At 63.1% G+C, this 20,466-nt stretch carries 15 protein-coding genes; 7 read left to right on the forward strand and 8 right to left on the reverse strand.

Translation table 11 applies throughout. The features are described from left to right. Positions 1 to 136: 136 nt before the first annotated feature. Positions 137 to 742 (reverse strand): FMN-dependent NADH-azoreductase, encoded by a 606-nt coding sequence (locus tag AC1ME3_RS01445; protein WP_480954538.1) that lies wholly within the window; start codon positions 740 to 742, stop codon positions 137 to 139. Between the two features lie 90 nt (positions 743 to 832). Between AC1ME3_RS01445 and AC1ME3_RS01450 the strand changes: the two genes are divergently transcribed. The 7 genes from AC1ME3_RS01450 to AC1ME3_RS01480 all read left to right on the forward strand — a co-directional run bounded on the left by AC1ME3_RS01450 (position 833) and on the right by AC1ME3_RS01480 (position 9,581). After that, the gene (locus AC1ME3_RS01450; protein WP_480954539.1) at positions 833 to 1,219 is read left to right on the forward strand and encodes a winged helix-turn-helix transcriptional regulator; all 387 of its coding nucleotides are present in this window, start codon (positions 833 to 835) and stop codon (positions 1,217 to 1,219) included. A gap of 481 nt (positions 1,220 to 1,700) precedes the next feature. Beyond that, positions 1,701 to 3,236: an alkaline phosphatase D family protein gene (locus AC1ME3_RS01455; protein WP_480954540.1), complete on the forward strand. Its 1,536-nt coding sequence runs from the start codon at positions 1,701 to 1,703 to the stop codon at positions 3,234 to 3,236. Between the two features lie 86 nt (positions 3,237 to 3,322). Further along, complete coding sequence (locus AC1ME3_RS01460; RefSeq protein WP_480954541.1) at positions 3,323 to 5,920, forward strand: TonB-dependent receptor; 2,598 nt, start codon at positions 3,323 to 3,325, stop codon at positions 5,918 to 5,920. Further along, on the forward strand, positions 5,920 to 6,738 hold the full coding sequence (locus AC1ME3_RS01465) for a YncE family protein (RefSeq protein ID WP_480954542.1): 819 nt from the start codon (positions 5,920 to 5,922) through the stop codon (positions 6,736 to 6,738). Before AC1ME3_RS01460 ends, AC1ME3_RS01465 begins: the two co-directional genes overlap by 1 nt. A 603-nt stretch (positions 6,739 to 7,341) precedes the next feature. After that, positions 7,342 to 8,211, forward strand: a complete 870-nt coding sequence (locus AC1ME3_RS01470; protein WP_480955882.1) for a YihY/virulence factor BrkB family protein — start codon at positions 7,342 to 7,344, stop codon at positions 8,209 to 8,211. Continuing rightward, on the forward strand, positions 8,208 to 9,221 hold the full coding sequence (locus AC1ME3_RS01475; RefSeq protein ID WP_480954543.1) for an AI-2E family transporter: 1,014 nt from the start codon (positions 8,208 to 8,210) through the stop codon (positions 9,219 to 9,221). The genes AC1ME3_RS01470 and AC1ME3_RS01475 overlap by 4 nt, the downstream gene beginning before the upstream one ends. A gap of 90 nt (positions 9,222 to 9,311) precedes the next feature. After that, positions 9,312 to 9,581 (forward strand): hypothetical protein, encoded by a 270-nt coding sequence (locus tag AC1ME3_RS01480; protein WP_056483526.1) that lies wholly within the window; start codon positions 9,312 to 9,314, stop codon positions 9,579 to 9,581. Positions 9,582 to 9,810: 229 nt separating this feature from the next. On the opposite strand, the gene AC1ME3_RS01485 is transcribed toward AC1ME3_RS01480, so the two are convergent. The 7 genes from AC1ME3_RS01485 to AC1ME3_RS01515 all read right to left on the reverse strand — a co-directional run bounded on the left by AC1ME3_RS01485 (position 9,811) and on the right by AC1ME3_RS01515 (position 20,449). Next, the gene (locus AC1ME3_RS01485) at positions 9,811 to 11,160 is read right to left on the reverse strand and encodes a sensor histidine kinase (RefSeq protein ID WP_480954544.1); all 1,350 of its coding nucleotides are present in this window, start codon (positions 11,158 to 11,160) and stop codon (positions 9,811 to 9,813) included. A 2-nt stretch (positions 11,161 to 11,162) separates the two neighbouring features. Then, positions 11,163 to 11,840, reverse strand: coding sequence for a winged helix-turn-helix domain-containing protein (locus AC1ME3_RS01490; protein ID WP_480954545.1), 678 nt, complete (start codon positions 11,838 to 11,840; stop codon positions 11,163 to 11,165). Between the two features lie 65 nt (positions 11,841 to 11,905). Next, on the reverse strand, positions 11,906 to 13,123 hold the full coding sequence (locus tag AC1ME3_RS01495; RefSeq protein ID WP_480954546.1) for a trypsin-like peptidase domain-containing protein: 1,218 nt from the start codon (positions 13,121 to 13,123) through the stop codon (positions 11,906 to 11,908). Between the two features lie 194 nt (positions 13,124 to 13,317). Continuing rightward, on the reverse strand, positions 13,318 to 15,063 hold the full coding sequence (locus AC1ME3_RS01500; protein WP_480954547.1) for a chloride channel protein: 1,746 nt from the start codon (positions 15,061 to 15,063) through the stop codon (positions 13,318 to 13,320). Between the two features lie 37 nt (positions 15,064 to 15,100). Next, positions 15,101 to 15,271: a hypothetical protein gene (locus tag AC1ME3_RS01505; RefSeq protein WP_480954548.1), complete on the reverse strand. Its 171-nt coding sequence runs from the start codon at positions 15,269 to 15,271 to the stop codon at positions 15,101 to 15,103. 387 nt (positions 15,272 to 15,658) lie between these two features. Then, on the reverse strand, positions 15,659 to 18,325 hold the full coding sequence (locus tag AC1ME3_RS01510) for a glycoside hydrolase family 31 protein (protein ID WP_480954549.1): 2,667 nt from the start codon (positions 18,323 to 18,325) through the stop codon (positions 15,659 to 15,661). 39 nt (positions 18,326 to 18,364) lie between these two features. Next, on the reverse strand, positions 18,365 to 20,449 hold the full coding sequence (locus AC1ME3_RS01515; RefSeq protein WP_480954550.1) for a beta-galactosidase: 2,085 nt from the start codon (positions 20,447 to 20,449) through the stop codon (positions 18,365 to 18,367). Positions 20,450 to 20,466 lie beyond the last annotated feature (17 nt).

Below are 20,466 nucleotides of genomic sequence, written 5' to 3' on the forward strand. Positions count from 1 at the left end.
GCTAAGGACCCAGAACCCGTCATTCAGAGTGGACTCGCTGCGCTCCAGAACCGGCCGTTTGTTCAGGTCTATTCCAAAGTTCCAATCGGGTGGCCAGCCACGGCCCGATCTCCGTGGCTGGCTTCTGTCGACCTAGTCAGGCAGCAATCGCCTCTATTTTTTGAGCTGCGCTCGCCATCGCGGCTTGATCCTGCTCCGGTCCGTAAGCGATGCCTTCCGCTCGGATCACCTCGACGTCCATGATGCCAAGAAAGTTGAATATCGCCTCGAGGTAAGTCGACAGATGATCGTACGCGGCGAACGGTCCTTCGGAATAAACTCCGCCCGATGAGAGGACGAGATAGACCTTGCCGCTCAGCAAGCCGCGTGGCCCCTCGGCCGTGTAGCTGAAGGTTTGCCCGGCGATCGCTACATGGTCGACCCACGCCTTTAACGTCGAGGGCACTGTAAAGTTGTACATGGGCGAGCCGACCACCACCACGTCCGCCGCCTTGAGCTCGTCAACCAGCGCCTTTGATCGGCTCATCGTTTCGGCCAGCTTGGTGTCGCCGGTGTTCTCGGCCGTCCAGGCATGCCGGATCGTCATGTCCACGTGGGGAAGCTGGTTGGCGACGAGGTCGCGGTACACGATTGTTGCGCCGGGATTGGCGGTTTTGAGCCGCTCGACGAGTTCATTGGAGAGGCGGCGTGTATGCGAGATAGTGCTTTTGCTCGCACTGGCATCGATGTGCAGAATGTTCATAGGTTCAGCTCCGGTCTGGAAAAGTGACCTAGACCAGCTATGTAACCTCAAGCCCCCCGCCAAGAAGGCATTTTCGCAGGACCTAGTCACATGGAGCTGACCACCCCCGAGCCGATTCACGTCGAATGCAAACGGTTCAGCGGTGTTCTCAGCCTCATCGGCGACAAGTGGACCGTCATGATTGTGATGACGCTCACGGAGCGGCCGCGGCGCTTCAATGACATCAAGCGCACCATCGGCGGCATTAGCCAACAGATGCTCGCCCGAACGCTGCGTGCGCTTGAACGCGATGGCATGGTGGCCCGCACCGTCCACCCAACCGTGCCGCCTCAGGTAGAGTACGCCCTTACCGCCCTTGGCCGATCATTAGCCGATCCGATCCGCGAACTCGGATACTGGGCCGGCGCACACATCGCGGAAATCGAAGGCAACCGGTCAGCGTTTGACGAGGCGAGAGACAGCCAACAGCCCGCCTAAACCCGCAGGTACCGAACCTTGGCGGCATTGCTACCCAGCGGCGAGACGACCCACAATCAGACGTTCACGCCCGCTATTTTGCTTCCCAGCTTCGGCCATTCATTCACGTCTCATTTTCGGAATGTGCCCTCGCATGTCGGCCGCAGCTTGCGCGACGCCGCCAACACGAACTTGCTGCCGCCTTGTTACGTTACAGGTAGGGTTGATTATTGATCGCGGCCCGGTCCGCCCGGAGATAGACGTCTCTACCCCGATCACCGCGTGCGCCACGTCAGAGGTAAACCACACCGCGATACGCTAACCGGTTAAGGCCACCCGGACGCGATGTACGGACGCGGTTGTTCGCCGAGGCGATTCAGCTGAGCCTGCAATACAGCCAGTGGACTGCCGCGACCGTCATCACGGTGTCGCCGATCAGCGACATGCAACGGCAGACCGGCAGCGATACGCGCCGATACCTGATCAATGGGAGTGAAGTATCATGCTCACCCGGCGCACGATCATCGGCGCGGCCGCCGCCGCCCCTGCCCTACTCGGCTTCGGACGGGCGAATGCGCTGACATCCGAGCAGTTGTTCAGCTTCGGCGTCGCGTCGGGCGATCCGACGCCCGACGGCGTCGTGCTGTGGACCCGTCTTGCCACGCGGCCGCTCGCCGGGGACGGTGGCATGGGCACTGCCCGCGTGCCGGTGCGGTGGGAAATCTATGACGACGACGGCGGACGCCGTCTGGTGCGCGCCGGTGATGCTGTCGCCGACCCAGCTTGGGGGCATTCGGTGCATGTCGAGGTGAACGGGCTGCAGCCGGGCCGCCCCTATTGGTACCGTTTCATCGCCGGGGGCGAAGCGAGCGCGATCGGACGCACGCGCACCGCCCCTGCCCGCCACGCGATGCCCGAGCGGCTGCGCTTCTGTTTTGGATCATGCCAGAAATACGAGGACGGGCAGTTCGGCGCCTGGGCCAACACCGTCGCCGAGGATCCCGACCTGATCGTCTTCCTGGGCGATTACATCTACGAGGAGGATCCTTCGGTCGGCACGCCGAGGGTCCATCTCAATCCCGCGCCGGTCGATCTCGACGGCTACCGCGTGCGCTATGCGACGTATCGGCTCGATCCGCTGTTGCAGGCGGCACACGCGATCGCGCCGTGGATCGTGACGTGGGACGACCACGAGGTCATCAACGACTATGCCGACCTGGCCGACCAGCACAACAGCGATCCCGCGATCATGGCGCGGCGGCGGGCGGCGGCATACCAGGCCTATTACGAGTTCATGCCGCTGCGTGCCTATTCGCGTCCGCACGGCCCCGACATGCGGCTGTACCGGACGCGCGACTGGGGCCGGCTCGCCCAGTTCCAGGTGCTCGACGACCGGCAATATCGCTCGCCGCGTGGCTGCCAGACGCATGTCCGCGGCGAGATGTCGGTGTCGGTCGTCAAGGACTGCCCAGACCTTCACGATCCGAAGGCCTCGATCCTCGGCATGCCGCAGGAGAAATGGCTGCTGGATACCCTGTCGGGGACCAAGGCGCGCTGGAACATCTTGACGCAACAGACGCAGATCACGCCCTATCCGCGCCGTGACCCGGCGCATCCGGATGGCCCCGCCGACATGCAGACGGTCGATACTTGGCAGGGCTATCAGGCCTCGCGCAATCGCCTGTTCGCGCGCTGGCAGGATGCCAATGTGTCGAACCCGCTGGTAATCGGCGGCGACATCCACGCCTTCGTTGCCAGCGACATCAGCTATCGCGGCAAGGCACTCGCGCCCTGCTTCGTCGGCGGGTCGATCACCACGCAGGCGGGGGACAAGCTGTTGGTGCAGAACACCGCCGACCTGCCGGCCTATCGTTTCGCGCGCAACGACGTCCGTGGCTATGGCCGCATCGACGTGACGCCGACGCAGTGCGACGTCGCCTTCCGCGCACTCCGCAACCCGCTCGATGCGCGGACCGAGGCGTACGACCTGACCAGATACGTCGTCGAAGACCGCAGGCCGAGGATGCAGGCGGCCTGATCAGGCGCGCCAACCCGGCGACGCCTCACGCATCACCGACATCTGACCGGCAGCCGAAAGCGTGCGCCGTTCCAAAGGGGACCATCATGAACCGCCTCCGTACCGCCATATCGCTGACCGCGTCGCTGCTCGCGCTCTCCACCGCCACGACCCTCCAGGCACAGACCATCCCGCCGACCGAAGACGCCCCCGAAGCCGAGATCGTCGTCACCGGCCAGCGGGCCAGCCAGGCGCGTGCGCTGGCCGCCAAGCGCGACGCGATCGGCGTGATCGACGTCGCCGCAGCGGACGATATCGGCCGCCTGCCTGACCGCAACGTCGCCGAGGTGATCGAGCATCTTCCGGGCGTCGGCGTCACCTACGACCAAGGCGAAGGCCGCTACGCGTCGGTCCGCGGCGTGCCCTCGACGCTCAACGGCTACACACTGAACGGGCTCGAGATCGGCAACCCCGACGGCACAACGCGTGCCCTGCCGCTCGACATCGTCTCGGGCCAGTTGGTCAACCGGGTCGAGGTCGCGAAGGTAAAGACCGCGGACATGGACGGCCAGGGCATCGGCGGCACGATCAACTTGGTCACCGAGACCGCATTCGACTTCAAGGAGCCCTTCGCGCTCGCCGCCACCGCCAAGGCCGGGTACCAGGAGCTCAACGGCAAGGTCCCGTACCAGGCCGACGCCAGCATCGCGAAACGCTTCGGCGCCAACGAACAGTTCGGGATCGTGCTCGGCGGCAGCTATTCGAAGCGCGACTTCACCAGCGACGGCTTCTACCCCGACGACTGGCGCCCGGTCGCGGGCGCGGCGCGCGGCGGCGTCCCAACCAACATCAAATACACCGAGTACAACCTCACCCGCACGCGCATCGGCGGCGCCGGCTCGCTCGACTGGCACCCGGGCGACCACCAGACCTTCTACGTCCGCGGCGTATATTCGAAGTTCATCGAGGACGAGGTGCGCGGCCGCTACCGCCTCGATTTCACCAGCACGCCGTTCACGTTCGATGCCAACGGACTGACCGGTTCCGCACCGGGCACGCCCAGCTCGCAGACCGGCGTGGCGGGCACCGGCACCGAACGGCGCCAGGACCTGCGGCTCGACTACAAGGTGAAGACGATCGCGACCGCGATGGTCGGCGGCTCGACCGAGATCGACAAGCTCAAGCTGGAATATGCCGGCTCCCGCAGTCGCAACACCGTACTCGACCGCTTCAGCACCTGGCAGTTCCGATGCAACCCTGGCCCGGTCAGGTTCGACTTCACCGACACGATCTACACCGCTGCGCCGATCACCGAATGCAGTGCCAACCAGTTGCAGTTCCGCCAGTACAACCAGCAGACGCAGCGCGGCGTCGAGAAGATCTGGCAGGGCAAGCTCGACGCGACCTACGACCTGGGCGGCGAGAGCTTCTTCAAGGTCGGCGCGAAATACCGCACCTCCGACCGCGACTTCGACCAGAGCAACCCGGTCTACGATCGCGGCGCCAATGCCGCCACCCGCTTCACGCTCGGCCAGTACAACCTCCAGGGTGGGTCGGTGACGGTGCATCCCGACAACACCGATACCGACAAGGGCTATGTGAACACCCCGCTCATCGACCCGGCCGCGATCAAGGCGTTCACCGCGGCGCAGCTCGCCGGCAATCTGTTCGTGCTGAACCGCGCGACCTCGCTGACCAACGACACGATCAGCGACTTCCAGCTGAAGGAAGACGTCGGCTCGGGCTATGCGATGGCCAATCTGGCGTTCGGCGCGATCACCGTCACGCCCGGGCTGCGTTTCGAACATACCCGACTGAACGTCACCGGCTATCAGTTGCAGAATACCGCGACCGTCGTGCCGCTGACCCGCAAGACCGACTACAACGACTGGCTACCGTCGCTGATCGTGCGGGTCAGGCCGAACGAAGAAACCGTCCTGCGCGCCTCTTATTCGCGCAGCCTCGGCCGTCCCGAGTATAATTCGCTTTCCCCGGGCGGCTCGATCGACACCGGCAACGGCATCGTCACGCTCGGCAATCCCGACCTGAAACCGTATCGCGCGGACAATTTCGACGTCTCGAGCGAATGGTATTTCGCGCGCGGCGGGCTTTTTAGCGTCGGCGTGTTCGCCAAGCTCATCAAGAACCCGATCTTCACGCAGACGACCACGCTCACTAACACCGTCTACAACGGCGTGAACTACGCGACGCTAACGATCGCGCAGCCGTTCAACGCCGACAAAGGCGACATCGTCGGCATCGAAGCGCAGTTCCAGCAGCAGTTCACATTCCTGCCGGGCGCGCTGTCCGGGTTGGGCGTCCAACTGACGGGAACGCTGACGAATTCGACCCTGCGGCTGCCGACCGGCCGCACTTCGACCTTCCCGAGCCAGTCGGAATATCTCTACGGCGCAGAACTGTTCTACCAGCGCGGGCCGGTCGAAGCGTCGGTCGCCTATCACAATACCGGTCACGCGCTGCTCGCGGTCGGTGCGCTCGACTATCAGGACCAGTCGAACGACGACCTCAAGCGGCTCGATGCCAAGGCGAGCTTCGCGCTGCTTCAAAACGTCACGCTGTTCGCCGAGGCGCAGAACCTGACCGACGCGCCGACCCGCCAGTATCAGGGTAACCGCAAGGACTGGATCATCCAGAACGAACGCTATGGCCGGACGTTCTACGGTGGCGTATCGGTGAAGTTCTGATGCGCACCGCGTTCACCCTCATCTCGACCGCGCTGTTGGCTACGGCCGGCAGCGCACAGGACACCGTCCCGATACTCGCCCCCGCAACCGTCGTATCGCGCTTCGTCGCCGAGGAAGCTCGGCAGGGCGTCGCGGTCGATGCGCGCTTCTTCTACCCGATGAGCAACAACCGCATCGGCAAATACGACAAGAAGACCGGCAAGCGGGTCGCCCAATGGGAGGGGCCGCGCGCGCTCTATCCGCATATGAACTCGTGCGTCGTCAACGGCGCCGAACTCGTCTGCGCCGCGTCCAACTATCCCGCGGTACCGATGTCCAGTGCGGTCGAAATATTCGACACACGGACACTGCGCCACCTCCGCAGCGTTAGCCTGCCACCGATACCGGGGTCGTTGACCTGGATCGAACGGCATGGCGACGTCTGGTTCGCAGGCTACGCCAATTATCCCGAAGCGCGCGGCGGCGAGCCGGGTCACGATCATCGCTGGACGCTGCTGGTCCGCTTCGACGCGCAGTTCCGCAGCACCGGATCGTGGCATTTCCCCGAAAGCGTTCTGGCACGCTTTGCACCGATGAGCTGCTCAGGCGGATCGTGGGGCGACGATGGCCTGCTCTACGTCACCGGCCACGACCGCCCGGAACTCTACGCGCTGCGCCTCCCGGAAGCTGGCAGCGTACTTGAGCACGTCGCGACGATCTCATTATCCACCGGCGGTCAGGCAATCGCGTGGGATCGCTCGAAGCCGCGTATGCTGTGGTCGCTTGACCGCCAGACGAAGAACGTGGTGGCGAGCCGGATTCCCATCATCACGCCGTAAGGCAGCATTTGAGGAGACCCAGATGCGGACATTCCGCTGGGAGCTTTGCCTCCCCAACTTCTGCCATTCATTCATGTCTATAGCTGTCGTCGGCAACCAATCTTTACGACAATAGACCAACCGCCCGATCAGCTTCGGGGCGGAGTTCATTTATCCGTCTCGGTCCCCTCCCCGTGGCCGTGACTGACATAGTCATACTCGTTGTCTGATCTCCGCTTCCAGGCGCGCCGACCACATAACAGTCACGGAATACGCGACTAGGCGACGCATCGACCGCCCCTTCGGCGCATCGACCGCGGGCTGATTCCGCGAACGTTGTTTTCCGACGCGACCGTCAGCTCACGGGGGCTCGTTGCACCCCGCGAACAACTCTGGCCATCCTCACAGATGGACTGCGGTAGATGATCGACGATGCTGACGATTGCGCGGAACCCCGTCCCCACCTCGAACGGTATGCCGGAGCAACGTGGAGCTGACCGTGATCGATCTTTCCTGCCGCGGCTTCACGGCTCATCCCTGGACCGGAAATACCGACCCATGATGGCTACGGACTGGAAGGGTGGCCAAGCCCTTCGTGCCGGTGTTCGTCTGCTGCGCTTCAAGATGTCTACCCAAGCGCTTGGTCGGATCGGGCTGTGGGCTGTGTTATTGGCCCGAACGGTCCGCAGCGCGCTACGCGACGATTTCGGGATCGCAGCGAGTTCAATTGCGTTTGCCGCTTTTCTAGCGATGATCCCGCTCGCTGGCGTCATTTCGGGCGTTTATGGCATGGTGGTTCCACCAACCGCGGTCGCCGATAATATGGACAAGATCGTCGCTATCCTGCCGGTCAGCGCGCGGCACTTGGTGGCGGCGAACCTGAACCGCGGGCTTGCCAGCGGTCGCGACGGGATCGTTACGCTAATCGTGTCGCTCGGCATCGCGCTGTTCAGTGCGCGTCGTGCGGGACGGTCGCTGCTTCACGGAATCAACCTTGCCTATCGGATCGAACGCGAGCGTAGCGGACTGCGTCGACAACTGGTGTCGACGATCGTAGTCCTGGGCTGCGCCGCGCTTGTACTGACGGCGCTTATCTCACTGTCCGTCCTCACTTTCCTCCAGAGCTATGTTCCCGACGGACTGCCGGGTGCCCGGCTGGCGTCGGCAATCACACTGTTTGGTTCGTTGACGCTCGGCGCAGGTGGCGGCCTGATCATCCTGTATCGCTATGCCCCGGCGTCGGAGGCGATCGCGTGGCGCAGCGCCCTGCCCGGCACGATCGCCGGCGTCGCCCTGTGGCTGACCGCGACGATGATGTTTCGCGCCTATGTCGCGCGGTTCGCGCGCTTCGACGACACCTATGGCTCGTTGTCCGCGGTCGTGGTGCTGATGCTCTGGCTGATGGTGTCGGCCTGGGCCCTTCTGCTGGGCGCGCGCCTCAATGCCGAAGCCATGTGCCATGCCGGCGAACACATAAAGGAACGTGCCGAATGACCGACATCCCCGTGCAGGACCGCTATCGCAACCGCCTGCTCGGCATCATCACGGCGATCCTGCTGATCGCCGCGCTACGGATCGGCTTTGCGGTCATCATGCCGATCGCCTTTGCCGCGATCATCGTCGCCGCGCTCTGGCCGTTGAAACGCTGGCTGGCGCGGTTCATGCCCTCCTGGATCGCCTACACGCTGACTCTCCTGTCGCTGGTCATGATCCTCGGAGCGTTCGCCGCCGCGGTGTACCTCTCGGTCGGCCAGGTGATCGGCGCGGTGGCGTCGCAATGGGCGGGCCTCGAGCGCGGATACAACCACCTCGCCACCTGGGCGGCGGATCGCGGCGTGCCGATCGCCGGGACGATCAACCGGCAGCGGATCACGATGCTGGTCCAGATGCTGGCGAGCGGCGTCTACGCCTTCGTCACCTATGTTGGATTCATCGGCATAGTCGTGATGCTCGGCCTCCCCGAAGTGCCGCGGCTTCGGCGCAAGCTGTACGAGATGTTCGAGGGTGGAGCGCGACGCGACATGCTCGAAGTCGGCGAGGAGATTTCCGGCCAGATCCGCCGCTATCTCGGCACCACGCTTGCGACCAGCATCCTGACCGGCGTCGCATCGTCCCTATGGTCGTGGATGACGGGGCTCGAGCTGGTGCTGGTCTGGGGCATCCTCAACTTTCTGCTCAACTTCGTCCCGGTCATCGGCAACATCGTCGGTATCGTCCCACCCGTGCTCTTCGCGTTTATCCAGTTCGGCGGGTGGCAGATGCCGTTGCTGGTGTTCGCAGGGTTCGTTGTTCTGCAGATGACGATCAGCAACGTCGTCTACCCGATCCTGCAGGGCAAGCAGCTGTCGCTGTCGCCGCTGGCGATCATCGTCGCGATGACGTTCTGGAGCTGGGTATGGGGCATCGCCGGAGCACTGATCGCGGTCCCGCTGACCGCGGCGATCGTCATGATCTGCGGCCAGTTCGATCGCAGCCGCTGGATCGCCAAGCTGTTGTCGTCGTAACGACGAGTAGAAAAGCCCAATGAACAGGAACAAAGCCTCCGGTCAGCGATTACGCCACAAGAACTCGCAGTCAAAAACAGGGGATCGAAAATGAAGAAGACATTCGTAATCGCGATTGCAGCAGGGCTCGCTTCGCTTTCGGCCTGCAACTCCAGCCCACGCGAACAGGCTGCAGACAAGATCGAATCCAACACCGAAGCGGTTGCGGATAATCTTGAGGATGCTGCCGATCGGGTCGATAACGAAGCTGTTGAGGATCGCCTGGAGAATAAGGCCGACGCCGTTCGTGCAACCGGTCAAAACCAGGCTGAAGACATGCGAACGAATGATCCCGACACGAACCTGTCGAACGGCATGTAATTTTTACGAGACAGGACGAGCCGCTCCCAAGCACAGCTCGCTCTGGAGGGGCGTCCAAGTAATATTGGGCGCCCTTTTCCGTTCCTCGCCCTCTTAAAGCTGACTTCAAGGCAGACCCAGAAATCCCGGCCTTCCATCTTAAAAGGCCGATATCGGTGAATGCAGGTGCCTTTTCAGGGGCGGTTATGAACCTATGCAGAGACTTATCAGCGCTGCAGATGAAACGATCTTACAGTGCGTTTGGGAAATGAACTTCGACTCTTAGCCCTGGGGTGTTGTCAACCAACGCAAGGCCGGCACCGTGAACCCTTGCGGCAACGAGCGCGATATTGAGGCCAAGGCCACTGCCTTCGGAATTGCGGCTAGCGTCGAGCCTGACAAACCGGGACAGGGCATGCTCGCGTTGATCCGGATGTATCCCCGGCCCGGTGTCGGACACGATGAACCACAGCCCGTCACGACGGTGGTCGATGCTGACTGACACGAGACCACCTGGGGGCGTATATTTGATCGCATTGTCGATTAAGTTCGTGACGAGTTGTCCGAGAAGCGATCGCACACCGCTGACTATCGCCGGCGATACTTTGGCATTCAGTAAGAGCCCCCGATCTTCTGCTACGGGTTCGAACAGTTCAACGGCCTCGCTGACGATTGCCGCCAGATCCACTGGAACGAACTCGCTGGCCATCGTCGTTTCTGCTCTAGCCAGTCGTAGCGTGTCGTCGATCGTCCGGAGCAGGGCATCGAGATCACTGCGCATATCCGACATCGCATCATTTTGATTCCCGCCAAGGGCCGCAAGTTCGAGCCGAGACCGGATCCGCGTCAGCGGCGTCTTCAGATCATGAGCAAGCGCATCGGTCGCGGTTCGCAGCGAATCCACGAGGCGTTCGATCTCCGCAAAGCTATGGTTCAGTGTCGCTGCAAGGCGGTCATATTCATCGCCTCGCCCCGTCACGGGCAAGCGCTCGTCCAGATGCCCGGCGCGAAAACGATCGCCGGCGGTGCTGGCAGCATCGAGAAAGGCGAGCCCGCGCCGGCTGTACCAGAAGCCGAACAGCAGGCCGATCACGCCGGTAGCCATCAGCGACCAGGCCAGTGCGGAGATATAGCGGTCATGCAGCAGGCGGCGATCGTCCGAGAGGCTGCCGACGAGCAGCCGATAGTCGTTGCCGAGAAGCACCGTACGCGCGGCGACCTGTCGCTCGATGACCGTGCCCCGCGTCGTCGCGACCTGCGTATCGAACGTACGATACCCGGTACGGTCGATCTCGTTGGGCCATTTGGCGAGATTGCCCGCGACCGGCTGGCCCGAAGCGTCGGTCATGAGATAGATGAAATCTGTAACGCGCGGGCGCCCGACCGCACGCGACACGGACTGTGCGACTGCAAATGGCCCCTCGCTCTGATACCGCTCAATAAGTCCTGCCGTCTCGTCGTCGACCGTTGCCTGCGCGCGGGCGTCGAGCAAGCGTACCGTCTGGACATATTGCACGCTCAGGGCGATCCCGGTGGCGATCAGCGCGATCAGCGTGATCCAGAGCGCACCCCGCAACGCGGCTGTCGACGGCCAGCGCATCGTCAGACAGCATCCAGCCGATAGCCCGAGCCGCGGACGGTTCGGATCATCGGACTATCGTCTGGACCGTCGATCTTGGCGCGTAGGCGGCTGACATGAACGTCGATGACGTTCGTCCCCGGATCGAAGTTGTAGTCCCAGATCGCCTCGATCAGCATCGTGCGTGTCACCACCTGCCCGGCATGGCGGGTCAGATAGTCGAGCAATTGATACTCCTTGTTGAGCAGTTCGATACGCCTGCCGTTGCGTGTGGCCGTGCGGCCGAGCAAGTCGAGCGTCAACGAGCCCGTCTGGCGGGTACCTTGCGTCGTGTCGGTGTCGCTGTGGCGACGGACTATCGCCTCCAGGCGTGCAACGAGTTCGCCAAACGAGAAGGGCTTGGCCAAGTAATCGTCACTGCCAGCCTGAAGGCCCGCGATCCTGTCATCCACCTGCCCGAGTGCCGATAGAAGCAGTACAGGCGTCCGATCACCTTTCGCACGCAATGCCTTCAGCACCGACAGTCCATCGAGCTCGGGCAGGTTCCGGTCGAGAATGATCGCGTCATATCGGCCAACGATTGCGGCGGTGAGGCCGTCGATGCCGGTAGCGGCGTGATCGGAGACGTGGCCAAGCTCTACCAGCCCGCGGCGAACATAGTCTGCGGTCTGTGCGTCGTCTTCGATCAGGAGCAGCTTCAAAGTCGGACCGTTCCATTCGAGGTGTCAGGGAGCGGACGCGTGTACCGCCCCCCGGTTCCATGGGCTCAGGACTGGCCTATCGCTTCGCTGGCGATGCGCAGGTTCAGGGAAACCTGGCGGCCGTCACGCAGCACCTGTGTCGGAACGATCGAACCTATCCGAGCCTCTGCTACGGCGCGGGCAAGGTCGCGCCCGTTATCGACCGGCCTGGATCCGAAGCGCCGAACGACGTCGCCGCGTTGCAGGCCTGACCGCGCGGCTGCCCCGCCCTCTTCGACCTCAGCGATCAACGCGCCCTTGGTGGCGTTCGAACCCATCGCGCTGGCGATCTCTGGTGTCAGGTCCTGCAACGAGACGCCGATCCTGCCACGCGACACATGGCCGGTTTGCGCAATCTGAAGCGCGACCTTCCGCGCCATGGCGGCAGGTATCGCAAACCCGATGCCCACGTTGCCGCCAGTCGGGGAGAAGATCGCGGTGTTCACACCGACGACCCGGCCCGCGCTATCGAACAGTGGACCACCCGAGTTGCCGCTGTTGATCGCAGCATCGACCTGCAGAAAATCGTCGTAAGGCCCTGCTCCGATCTCGCGGCCGCGTGCGGAAACGATGCCTGATGTCACGGTGTTTCCAAGGCCGAACGGACTGCCAACGGCAAACACGCTGTCTCCGACGCGAATATGGTCGCTGTCGCCCCATTTGATCGGGGTGAACTTACCCTGCCCTTCAATCTTCACCACGGCGACATCGATTTTGGAATCACGCCCCAGGACGCGACCGGCGAACTCGCGACCGTCCGACATCTGGACGGTGACGCGGTCGGCACCGTTGACGACATGGTTGTTTGTGATGACGATCCCGGATGCGTCGACGATAAACCCCGATCCAAGCGATCCACGCTGCGGGCCTTGCTGCTGTTGTGGCGCCTCGGATTGCCCACCGCGATCCTGCATGCCGAACCCGAACAGCTGACCCAGTCGATCGGCCAGTTCGCCGTCATCCGATCCGAACTGCGTCGGTTCGAATTGCTGCTCCTGCGCAGACGCGGGCTTGACCTGGATTTGAACGACGCTCGGTCCGACGGCCTCGACCATGTCCGATAGCGAGGCATGCACCCCTGTCGACGCGACGGCAGCGGGCCCGGGCGCGGTGAATCGCTCGGCGATGCTGGTGCGACCATCATCCGCGGCGATCGCCCCGCCAGCAACACCGACGAGTGCCGTGGTTCCCAACGCGACGGCAGCGATCATCGGGCGTACGGTCATGCGACGGTTGAGTATCACGGTATTTATCCTTGTCCTGTGAGCATATGCTCCTTTTGGAACCGGACGATGAGCGCCGCCTGTTGCGAATATTAAATCGGTGTAACGTTAAAGCGTCATATCGGAGCTGTGACTGGGAGAATTACGCACTGTCTGCTTAGCGTGGCGAACCGCGAGTCACTTTCCCCCATACTCACCAAACTGCCCTTTACGGGTTACGCTTCTCCGAACAACTCGCGCTGGGACTTGTCCAGCTCCTCGGCATAGCGTCGTCGAACGTGGGATTCCGACAGGACGCCAAGTACATCGCCGTCTTCGGTGACGATGGCCATTTCGTCTGCACCCGCTGTGTCGAAGGCGGACATAACGGCCTTTATGTCGGCGTCGGGTGACAAAACCTCTTCCCGGTGAATTGCCAGCGTGCCGACCGGATCGGACAACGCGACACCTTCGGCAAAGGCGCTGGCGGTCTGGACCACGCCGGCGTAGCGATTCTGCTCATCGACCAAGACGACGCGACTGGTCGATCCTAAAGGAAACTTGCGGCGAAACTCGGCAACGGTGACCCGTGCAGACGTCGGCCGTTCCACTTTTCGCATCATGCGTCCGGCGGTCAGCATCCGTACCCAGCCTACATCACGGGCGCTTTTGATCGTCTCGCCACGAAGGTGAAGCCGCCACGTTGAGAACGAGTAGCCGAACGTCTCGCGGACGATGGTGGAGGACACCAGCGACGCGGCGATCGTTGCGCCAGCGAGCGAGAAATCGTGCGTCGCCTCCAGCACGAGCATGGCCATCGTCATCGGTCCGCCGACGACCGCGACCGCCAGTGCCGCCATTCCCACCAGCGCGGCATTCTCAGGTTCGACCAGCGTTTGACCGGCAATCCACCCTAACCCGCCTGCATAAAGCTGGCCGAGCAGGCTGCCGAGGAACAACGAGGCAAAAAACAGCCCGCCCCGGAAACCAAAGCCGAGCGAGATAACCGAAGCGGCACTCTTCATGATGAGAATGGCGGCAAGGATCGTGAGAGGGACACCATATTCGAGGTCTATGTGCAGGGCGCCGTGTCCTGCCGAGAGGACCTGCGGCGTCAGCCATGCGAGAGGGGTCAGCAGCACGCCCCCGACGATTGGTCGCCAAGCCATGCGAACGGGCATGCGGCGCGTCAGTGACTCGACCTCGGCAACCGCGCGCATCAGGAGGATGCCGAATGCCGCGGCGACGGCGCCAAGACCGGCGTAGATGAGGTAATGGTGCGTCTGCACCTGCTCGGCAACAGTCGCGTTGACCAGATACGCCTCGGCGCCGAACGCTTGAGCGACGAGCACGCCAGACAGTGATGCCGCGGCGACGGGCGCGATCGCAGCGGGCGTGTAGGCCCCGATGACGATCTCGAATGCATAGAACGCCCCGGCCAACGGCGCGCCAAAGGCTCCCGCGATTGCGGCACCCGTGCCTGCACCGACCAGTATCCGGAGGTCGGCACGTCGCAGCCGGAACCAACCACCCGCGATCGAGGCGACGACACCGCCAAGCTGGGCATAGGCCGCCTCAAGCCCCACCGATGCGCCGAACCCGTTCGAGATGATCGTCTGGCCAGAGATGACGAGGCTGTCGCTTCTCGACATGCGACCGCCGTGCAACGCATTCGCCTCGACGGCGTCCACCATGTGTCGCGTTCGCGCCTTCGTGATCCAGGAGAAGATTGCCAGCACGACACCGCCGAGCGGCAGGGCGAGCAGCGCAAGCAAAGGTAATGCCGGTGTCGCGCTCAATCGCTCACCGCTCGGGAGGGCAAAAAGCAGATGCTGGATCGTCCGCGCTATCGCACCCTGAACGACGCTCAGCAAACCGGCAGCACCACCGATCGCGACCGCCAGCAAGATCAGGACCGCTTCGCTCGCGCGCAGACGCTGGCGTATCCATGACGTGGCCGAGCGTATGGCTGTAACGTCCACGCTCACGAGCCCACGGTCCGAAATACGGCGTTGCGATTCATTCGGAGTCACGCAGTAGCGCGGCGAACAGGACCAGAGCGATGGCGCCACTCAGTATCCACAGGAGCACGGAGCCGATCCACGTCGTCGCCCATCCGGCACCGGTGATGCTCACCAGCAACACTAGGATGAGCAACGGTACAAAGAAACGAGAGCGAGGCAGACGCATGGCGCCGGTTAAACCCAAGTGCTTGTCCCCGCTAGGCCGATCTCGACGATGGCGATTTCGCGGAAGACGGATCCAATATCCTGCGCCGAGCCGAGTGTGCTGCGGGGCGAAGCCGGCAATCCGCGTTCCCCCAACTTCTGCCATTCGTTCATATCGCAATTGCGATCGATTTATTAGTCAATTGGCTATGATGGAAGCAACGAATTGGTGCCCCGCTAGGCGTTCCGAGCACGGTGACGGCCGGAAGCGCGGCATGCGAATCATCTGGCCCGTAGGAGTTGATGCGACGGCCGGCCCTGCTCAGAAAAGTGGTGGACCTCTTGGGTCAGATCCGTTCCTTTCGAATTCGTCGTACCGCGCAGTCGATGGAGGAGGAATTTATATCAGCTAATTCCGAAGGATCATTTTCTTAGCCCGTCCGACATAACCGACTTCCACACCCTGGCTTACTGACATCGCAGAGCTCCCAGCCCGCATCAAGTGAGCGCGGATCACGCGACTATTCGTCATGCCAAGATAAGTGCCCCGCCGCGAACCTAGAGTGAGCACGCCTGTTGCCTGCTCCCACTCCAACGTCGTTTGCGCTGAGGCCCCTTGCTCGTAACGATAGGTGAGCCCGTCATCCTCGTACAACGAGGCGGCGCCGTTCCGACCTGGATAGACCAGAAGATCGAGCGCCCCACCGAGCAGCCCGGCCGTCGATTGGCCGACCGGCCCCAGCGGCAGGATGCTACCAGCCCGTACGTGAAGCGGAATGCGGTCCAGTGTCACCGGGACGGCGTACGTCCGGCCGCCCTCACGACGCTCGCCTGTCCAGAAATCGTGCCAGCCGCCCTCCGAAACCGGCAAGTAGACGTCCCAGGTCTTCACGCCTGCAGCCAGTACCGGCGCGACATGGATCGCGCTGCCGAACATGTACGCATGAACCTGATCGAGCGCCTTTGGATCGTGTGGAAAGTCGAACACCAGCGGCCGGATCAGCGGCATTCCGACCGCTGAAGCCTCGGCCGCCAGGGCATAGGTGTACGGCAGCAAGCGATAGCGAAGTTCGAGATAGGAACGGGCGATGCGCTCCACCGTCTCACCATATCGCCAAAACTCTGTATCCGTCATGTAGCCGTGGACGCGCGTCAACGGCAGGAACGTCGCGAACTGGAACCAGCGGAGGAACCGTTCCTGATAGGCAGGGTCCGTATATTGCCCCTCGCCCGGCCGGAAGAAGCCCCCTGCATCGACGGTCCACCAGGCTTGGCCCGCCGCAGCCATGTTCAGACCAGCCGGGATCTGCCGTTTAAGCGTCTCCCAGTCGTGGCCGATGTCGCCCGACCATGTCGCGGCACCATAGCGTTGCTGGCCCGGTGCTGCCGATCGGGTGAGGATCATCACCCGCTTGTCCGGATAGGCCCGCCGCTGTTCCCCATACACCGTTCGGCTGACCTGCAGCGGATAGAGATTACGACGCTTCTCGCCCGGCTGGGTCCGGCCCGGTGCGGCGTAAATCGGCCGTCCGACCAGATCGTCGTTCTCGGGTTCAGTCGCGTCCTGCCACCATGCGTCTATGCCGAGCGAGGCAAGCTTCTGGTTCTGCTGTCGGGCATAGAAGCGGGCGGCGACCGGATTAAAGAAATCGATCCATTCCGTGCCCGGAATGTAGAAGCCCTTCGCTGCCACTTCCTTGCCCAGCTCGGTTTCCTTGCCGACCTTGGACCAGACCGACAGCATCAGGCGCATGTCCGTCGCATGCAGATCGCGAACGAGGCCCGCGGGGTCGGGGTAATGCTCCTCGTCGAAGCGCATGGCGTTCCAGCCGTATTTCCCCCAATACTGCCAGTCCTGCACCATCATGTCGCAGGGGAGCTTGCGCGCGCGGAATTCGCGTGCCGTCGCGATGATCTCATCCGACGAGTGAAACCGCTCGCGACAGTGGATGTAGCCGAGCGCCCAGAGTGGCATCATCGGCTGCGGCCCAAGCAAGGCGTGATAGCCGGCCATGACCTCCGCCGCCGTAGGCCCGGCGATCACGACGTAATCGATGCCCTCGGATACCGGCGACCACCAGGTCGTGCGATCTTCGACAGGCGCAAAATTGAGCACCGGCGTGTCTTCGTCACCCGCCCTGACCAGCACGCTGTGCTCTCCGGTGGCGAGCTCGCCGATGAAGCTGGCGGTCGGTGGCAGCCAGAGATTGGTATGATCCGTCAGCGCTTTGCCGTCGATCTCCACATAATGGCGCGACGACATCTTACGCCCTAGATCGAGCAGGAACGCGTAGCGCCCCCCCTGCGGGACCGTGAACTTTCCCGTGAACACGGCATCGCGGCGCTCGACGCGGGCATTACCGGTGGATGTGGTGACATCAGCCATGCGCGCGTCGCCCGCTGCCGCTTGCCGGGTCAACGCGATCGGCCGGTCAGGCCGGTTCAGTTCCGCCATGCCGGGATTATGCCACAGCAGACCATAGCCATTGCTCGACAGCACGAACGGCTGGCTGATCTGCGTATTCACCTGCGTCAGGCGACGTGGCAGGCCCCGGATATCGAGATGGCCGTCCTGGAAACAGCCCGTGCCGTAGAGGCGTTCGTCGGCCGGGCTGACGAAGCCTTGCGTCACCGCCAGGGTCGGCTCGTTTCCGATCGTCGATTGGGCGACGTGGCGCGATCCGGGAGCTTCGCTGAGCAGCAGGTTGCCGGCGCCGTCATGGAACGAGAGGCATCCGGTCGCTTCATCCCATACGCACTGCGCCTGCGGGAGCGTCAGACGCGTTCGGCTGCCCTCCCGTATCCGCCTGGGGACTGGCGGCTTCGCGATGGGCGCCAGCATTTCGCCTGGCGTCGCGGGGGGCGCTCCAACGGGCGCGACGCGGACGCGGAACGCGCGGTCGCCGAGTGCCGTGACGGCAATCGAGAGGTCGCCCGAGCGGATCACGAAATTCGGAGAAGCAATCCTTGCCGCGGCTTGCACCAGGCCACTCGACACGAATGCCGCGCCCGCACCGCTTCCGAGCAACGCCCGCCGGGTGATGGCCATGCTACGCGGCGCTTTGTTTTGGTTCATGCAACCTCCCGTTCGCTTCGTTTCCGCAAAACGCGGCCATCAGTGGGATCGTCCATCTTCCTCGATGATGGCCACGTCCCACGCGGCAAGATCGATCGGTTCGCCGCGCTTCACCTTGCGCCCATGCAACAGTTCGGTGCCTGCGGCCGGAGCCGCCAGGTGCTGCGGGACTGCAGAATAGTTGAGCACGTAACGGACCTTGTGACCGTTCTTCAATGTGCCGCCGCGCACGATCAGCGGGAATTGTACGCCCGCAACCGATGGCGCGACACCTGCACGCATGACTTCGGCGGCGACGATCTTCTCGGCCAGCGCGTCGCTCGGCATGAAGCCGACATAGCTGACCTCACCCTTGCCCCAGTGGTTGCGGGTCATCGCGGCGGCAGCCGGCCATGACGGATGCTGATAGCGCGCCACGACCTCGGCAGTGGTTGGCTTCAACATCTCCATCCACCAGCGCGGCGCGTTGTCGGCATCCGAAACTCCGAACGGATTGCCCGCCAGCGTGACTCCCTCGGGGATCGTGAACTCCTGGTAGGTGACGCCGGCTGCTTCGGCGATCGCACCCGGCTGTGAAGCATAGCGGACCTTCGTATTCTCGTCCGAAAAGCCGCTCTTGAACGTGTAGAGCAGATGCCCGCCGCGCTTGGCATAGTCGTTCAGCCGCGCGATCTCGGCGTCGCTCGCCGCGTACAGCGCCGGCACGACGATGAGCTTGTAATCATCGAGCTTCTGCGTGCTGTCGGGCGACACGATGTCGGCCTCGACGTTCATCCGGTAGAGCGCATCGTAGAACGGCCGCATCACCTGATTATACTCGATGCCCGTCGGCTTGAACGAATTGAACGCGGTCTGGGCGGCGTTGCTGACATAGACGGCGACCTGATTGTGCTTCGTCATGCCTGCCAGCTTGGGACCGAGGCGAGCGATCTCGGCGCCGATCACCTTTGCCGCCGCATACTCCGCATTGGGCTTGTAGTCCTGCGACAGCAGCCCGCGCCAATAGGTTTCGACGGCGTTGGCGGTGGTCGCCCAGTGCCAATATTCGACCATTTGGGCGCCCGACGCGAGATGGCTGAACGCCTGCAGACGAAGCTGGCCCGGATAGGGCGTCCATTGGGGGAACCCCTGCGCCTCTGTTTCCAGCACCAGATAATTCTGCCCGTTGCGGATCGAGCGGGCCTCGTCGCCACCGAACGCGATCTCCGCGCCGGTCAGCTTGTCCTGAGTTGGATGATAGATGTCGATGCCGGCGATATCGAGCGACCTTGCCGCCTTCCAGTGATCGACTTCGGGTTGAATGCCGTAGGAGCCATCACGCCAGCCCAGGTCGAAGTTCTGCGTCATAAACTGGCCGGGTTTGGCATGGGCGCGCACGAGCTTGGCCTGCCACGCGAGGAAGTCGGTGACGAGGCTGCGCTGGTAGGCGGCGAAGGCGTTGGACATGCTGGCGTTGATCGAGCCGTTGGTCGACGGGAAGTCCTCCCAGCGGTTGATGCGGTTCGACCAGTAATTCAGGCCCCACGCCTGGTTCAGCGCATCGAGGCTTGGCCATTTCGCCCTCAACGACTGGACAAATCCCGCCTGCACCGCCGGACCGCTGGTGCCATAGGGCTTGGTCTCGTTGTCGAGCTGGTAGCCGATCACCGCGGGATGATCCTTCACATGGTCCACCAACGCGACGATCACCCGCTCGGCCGCGGCCCGGTAGTCGGGATTGGTGATGTCCATGTTCTGCCGGGTACCGTATTGCGCGCGTACGCCGTCCCGACCGACGACGAGCACATTGGGATGCTGCCGTGCGAGCCATGTCGGTATCGCGTAGGTCGGGGTTCCGACGATCACCTTGATGCCTTGCTTGTGCATCGCGGCGAGCATGCGATCGACATGACTGAAATCGAACACCCCGGGTTGCGGTTCCAGCGTGCCCCATGTCGACTCCGCGATGCGGACGACGCTGATCCCGGCCGCCTTCATCATCCTCGCGTCCTCGTCGACCCGATCGACCGGCGTGTACTCGTCGTAATAGGCGACGCCGTAGAGGATGGTATCGGGCATTTGCGCCTGGGCGACCGACGGTAGCGCCACCGCGGCCAGTGCGAGTGCTTTTGCAAACCGCTGCATGTTCCTGCCTTCCACTA

The organism is Sphingomonas sp. BL2, assembly GCF_056680015.1.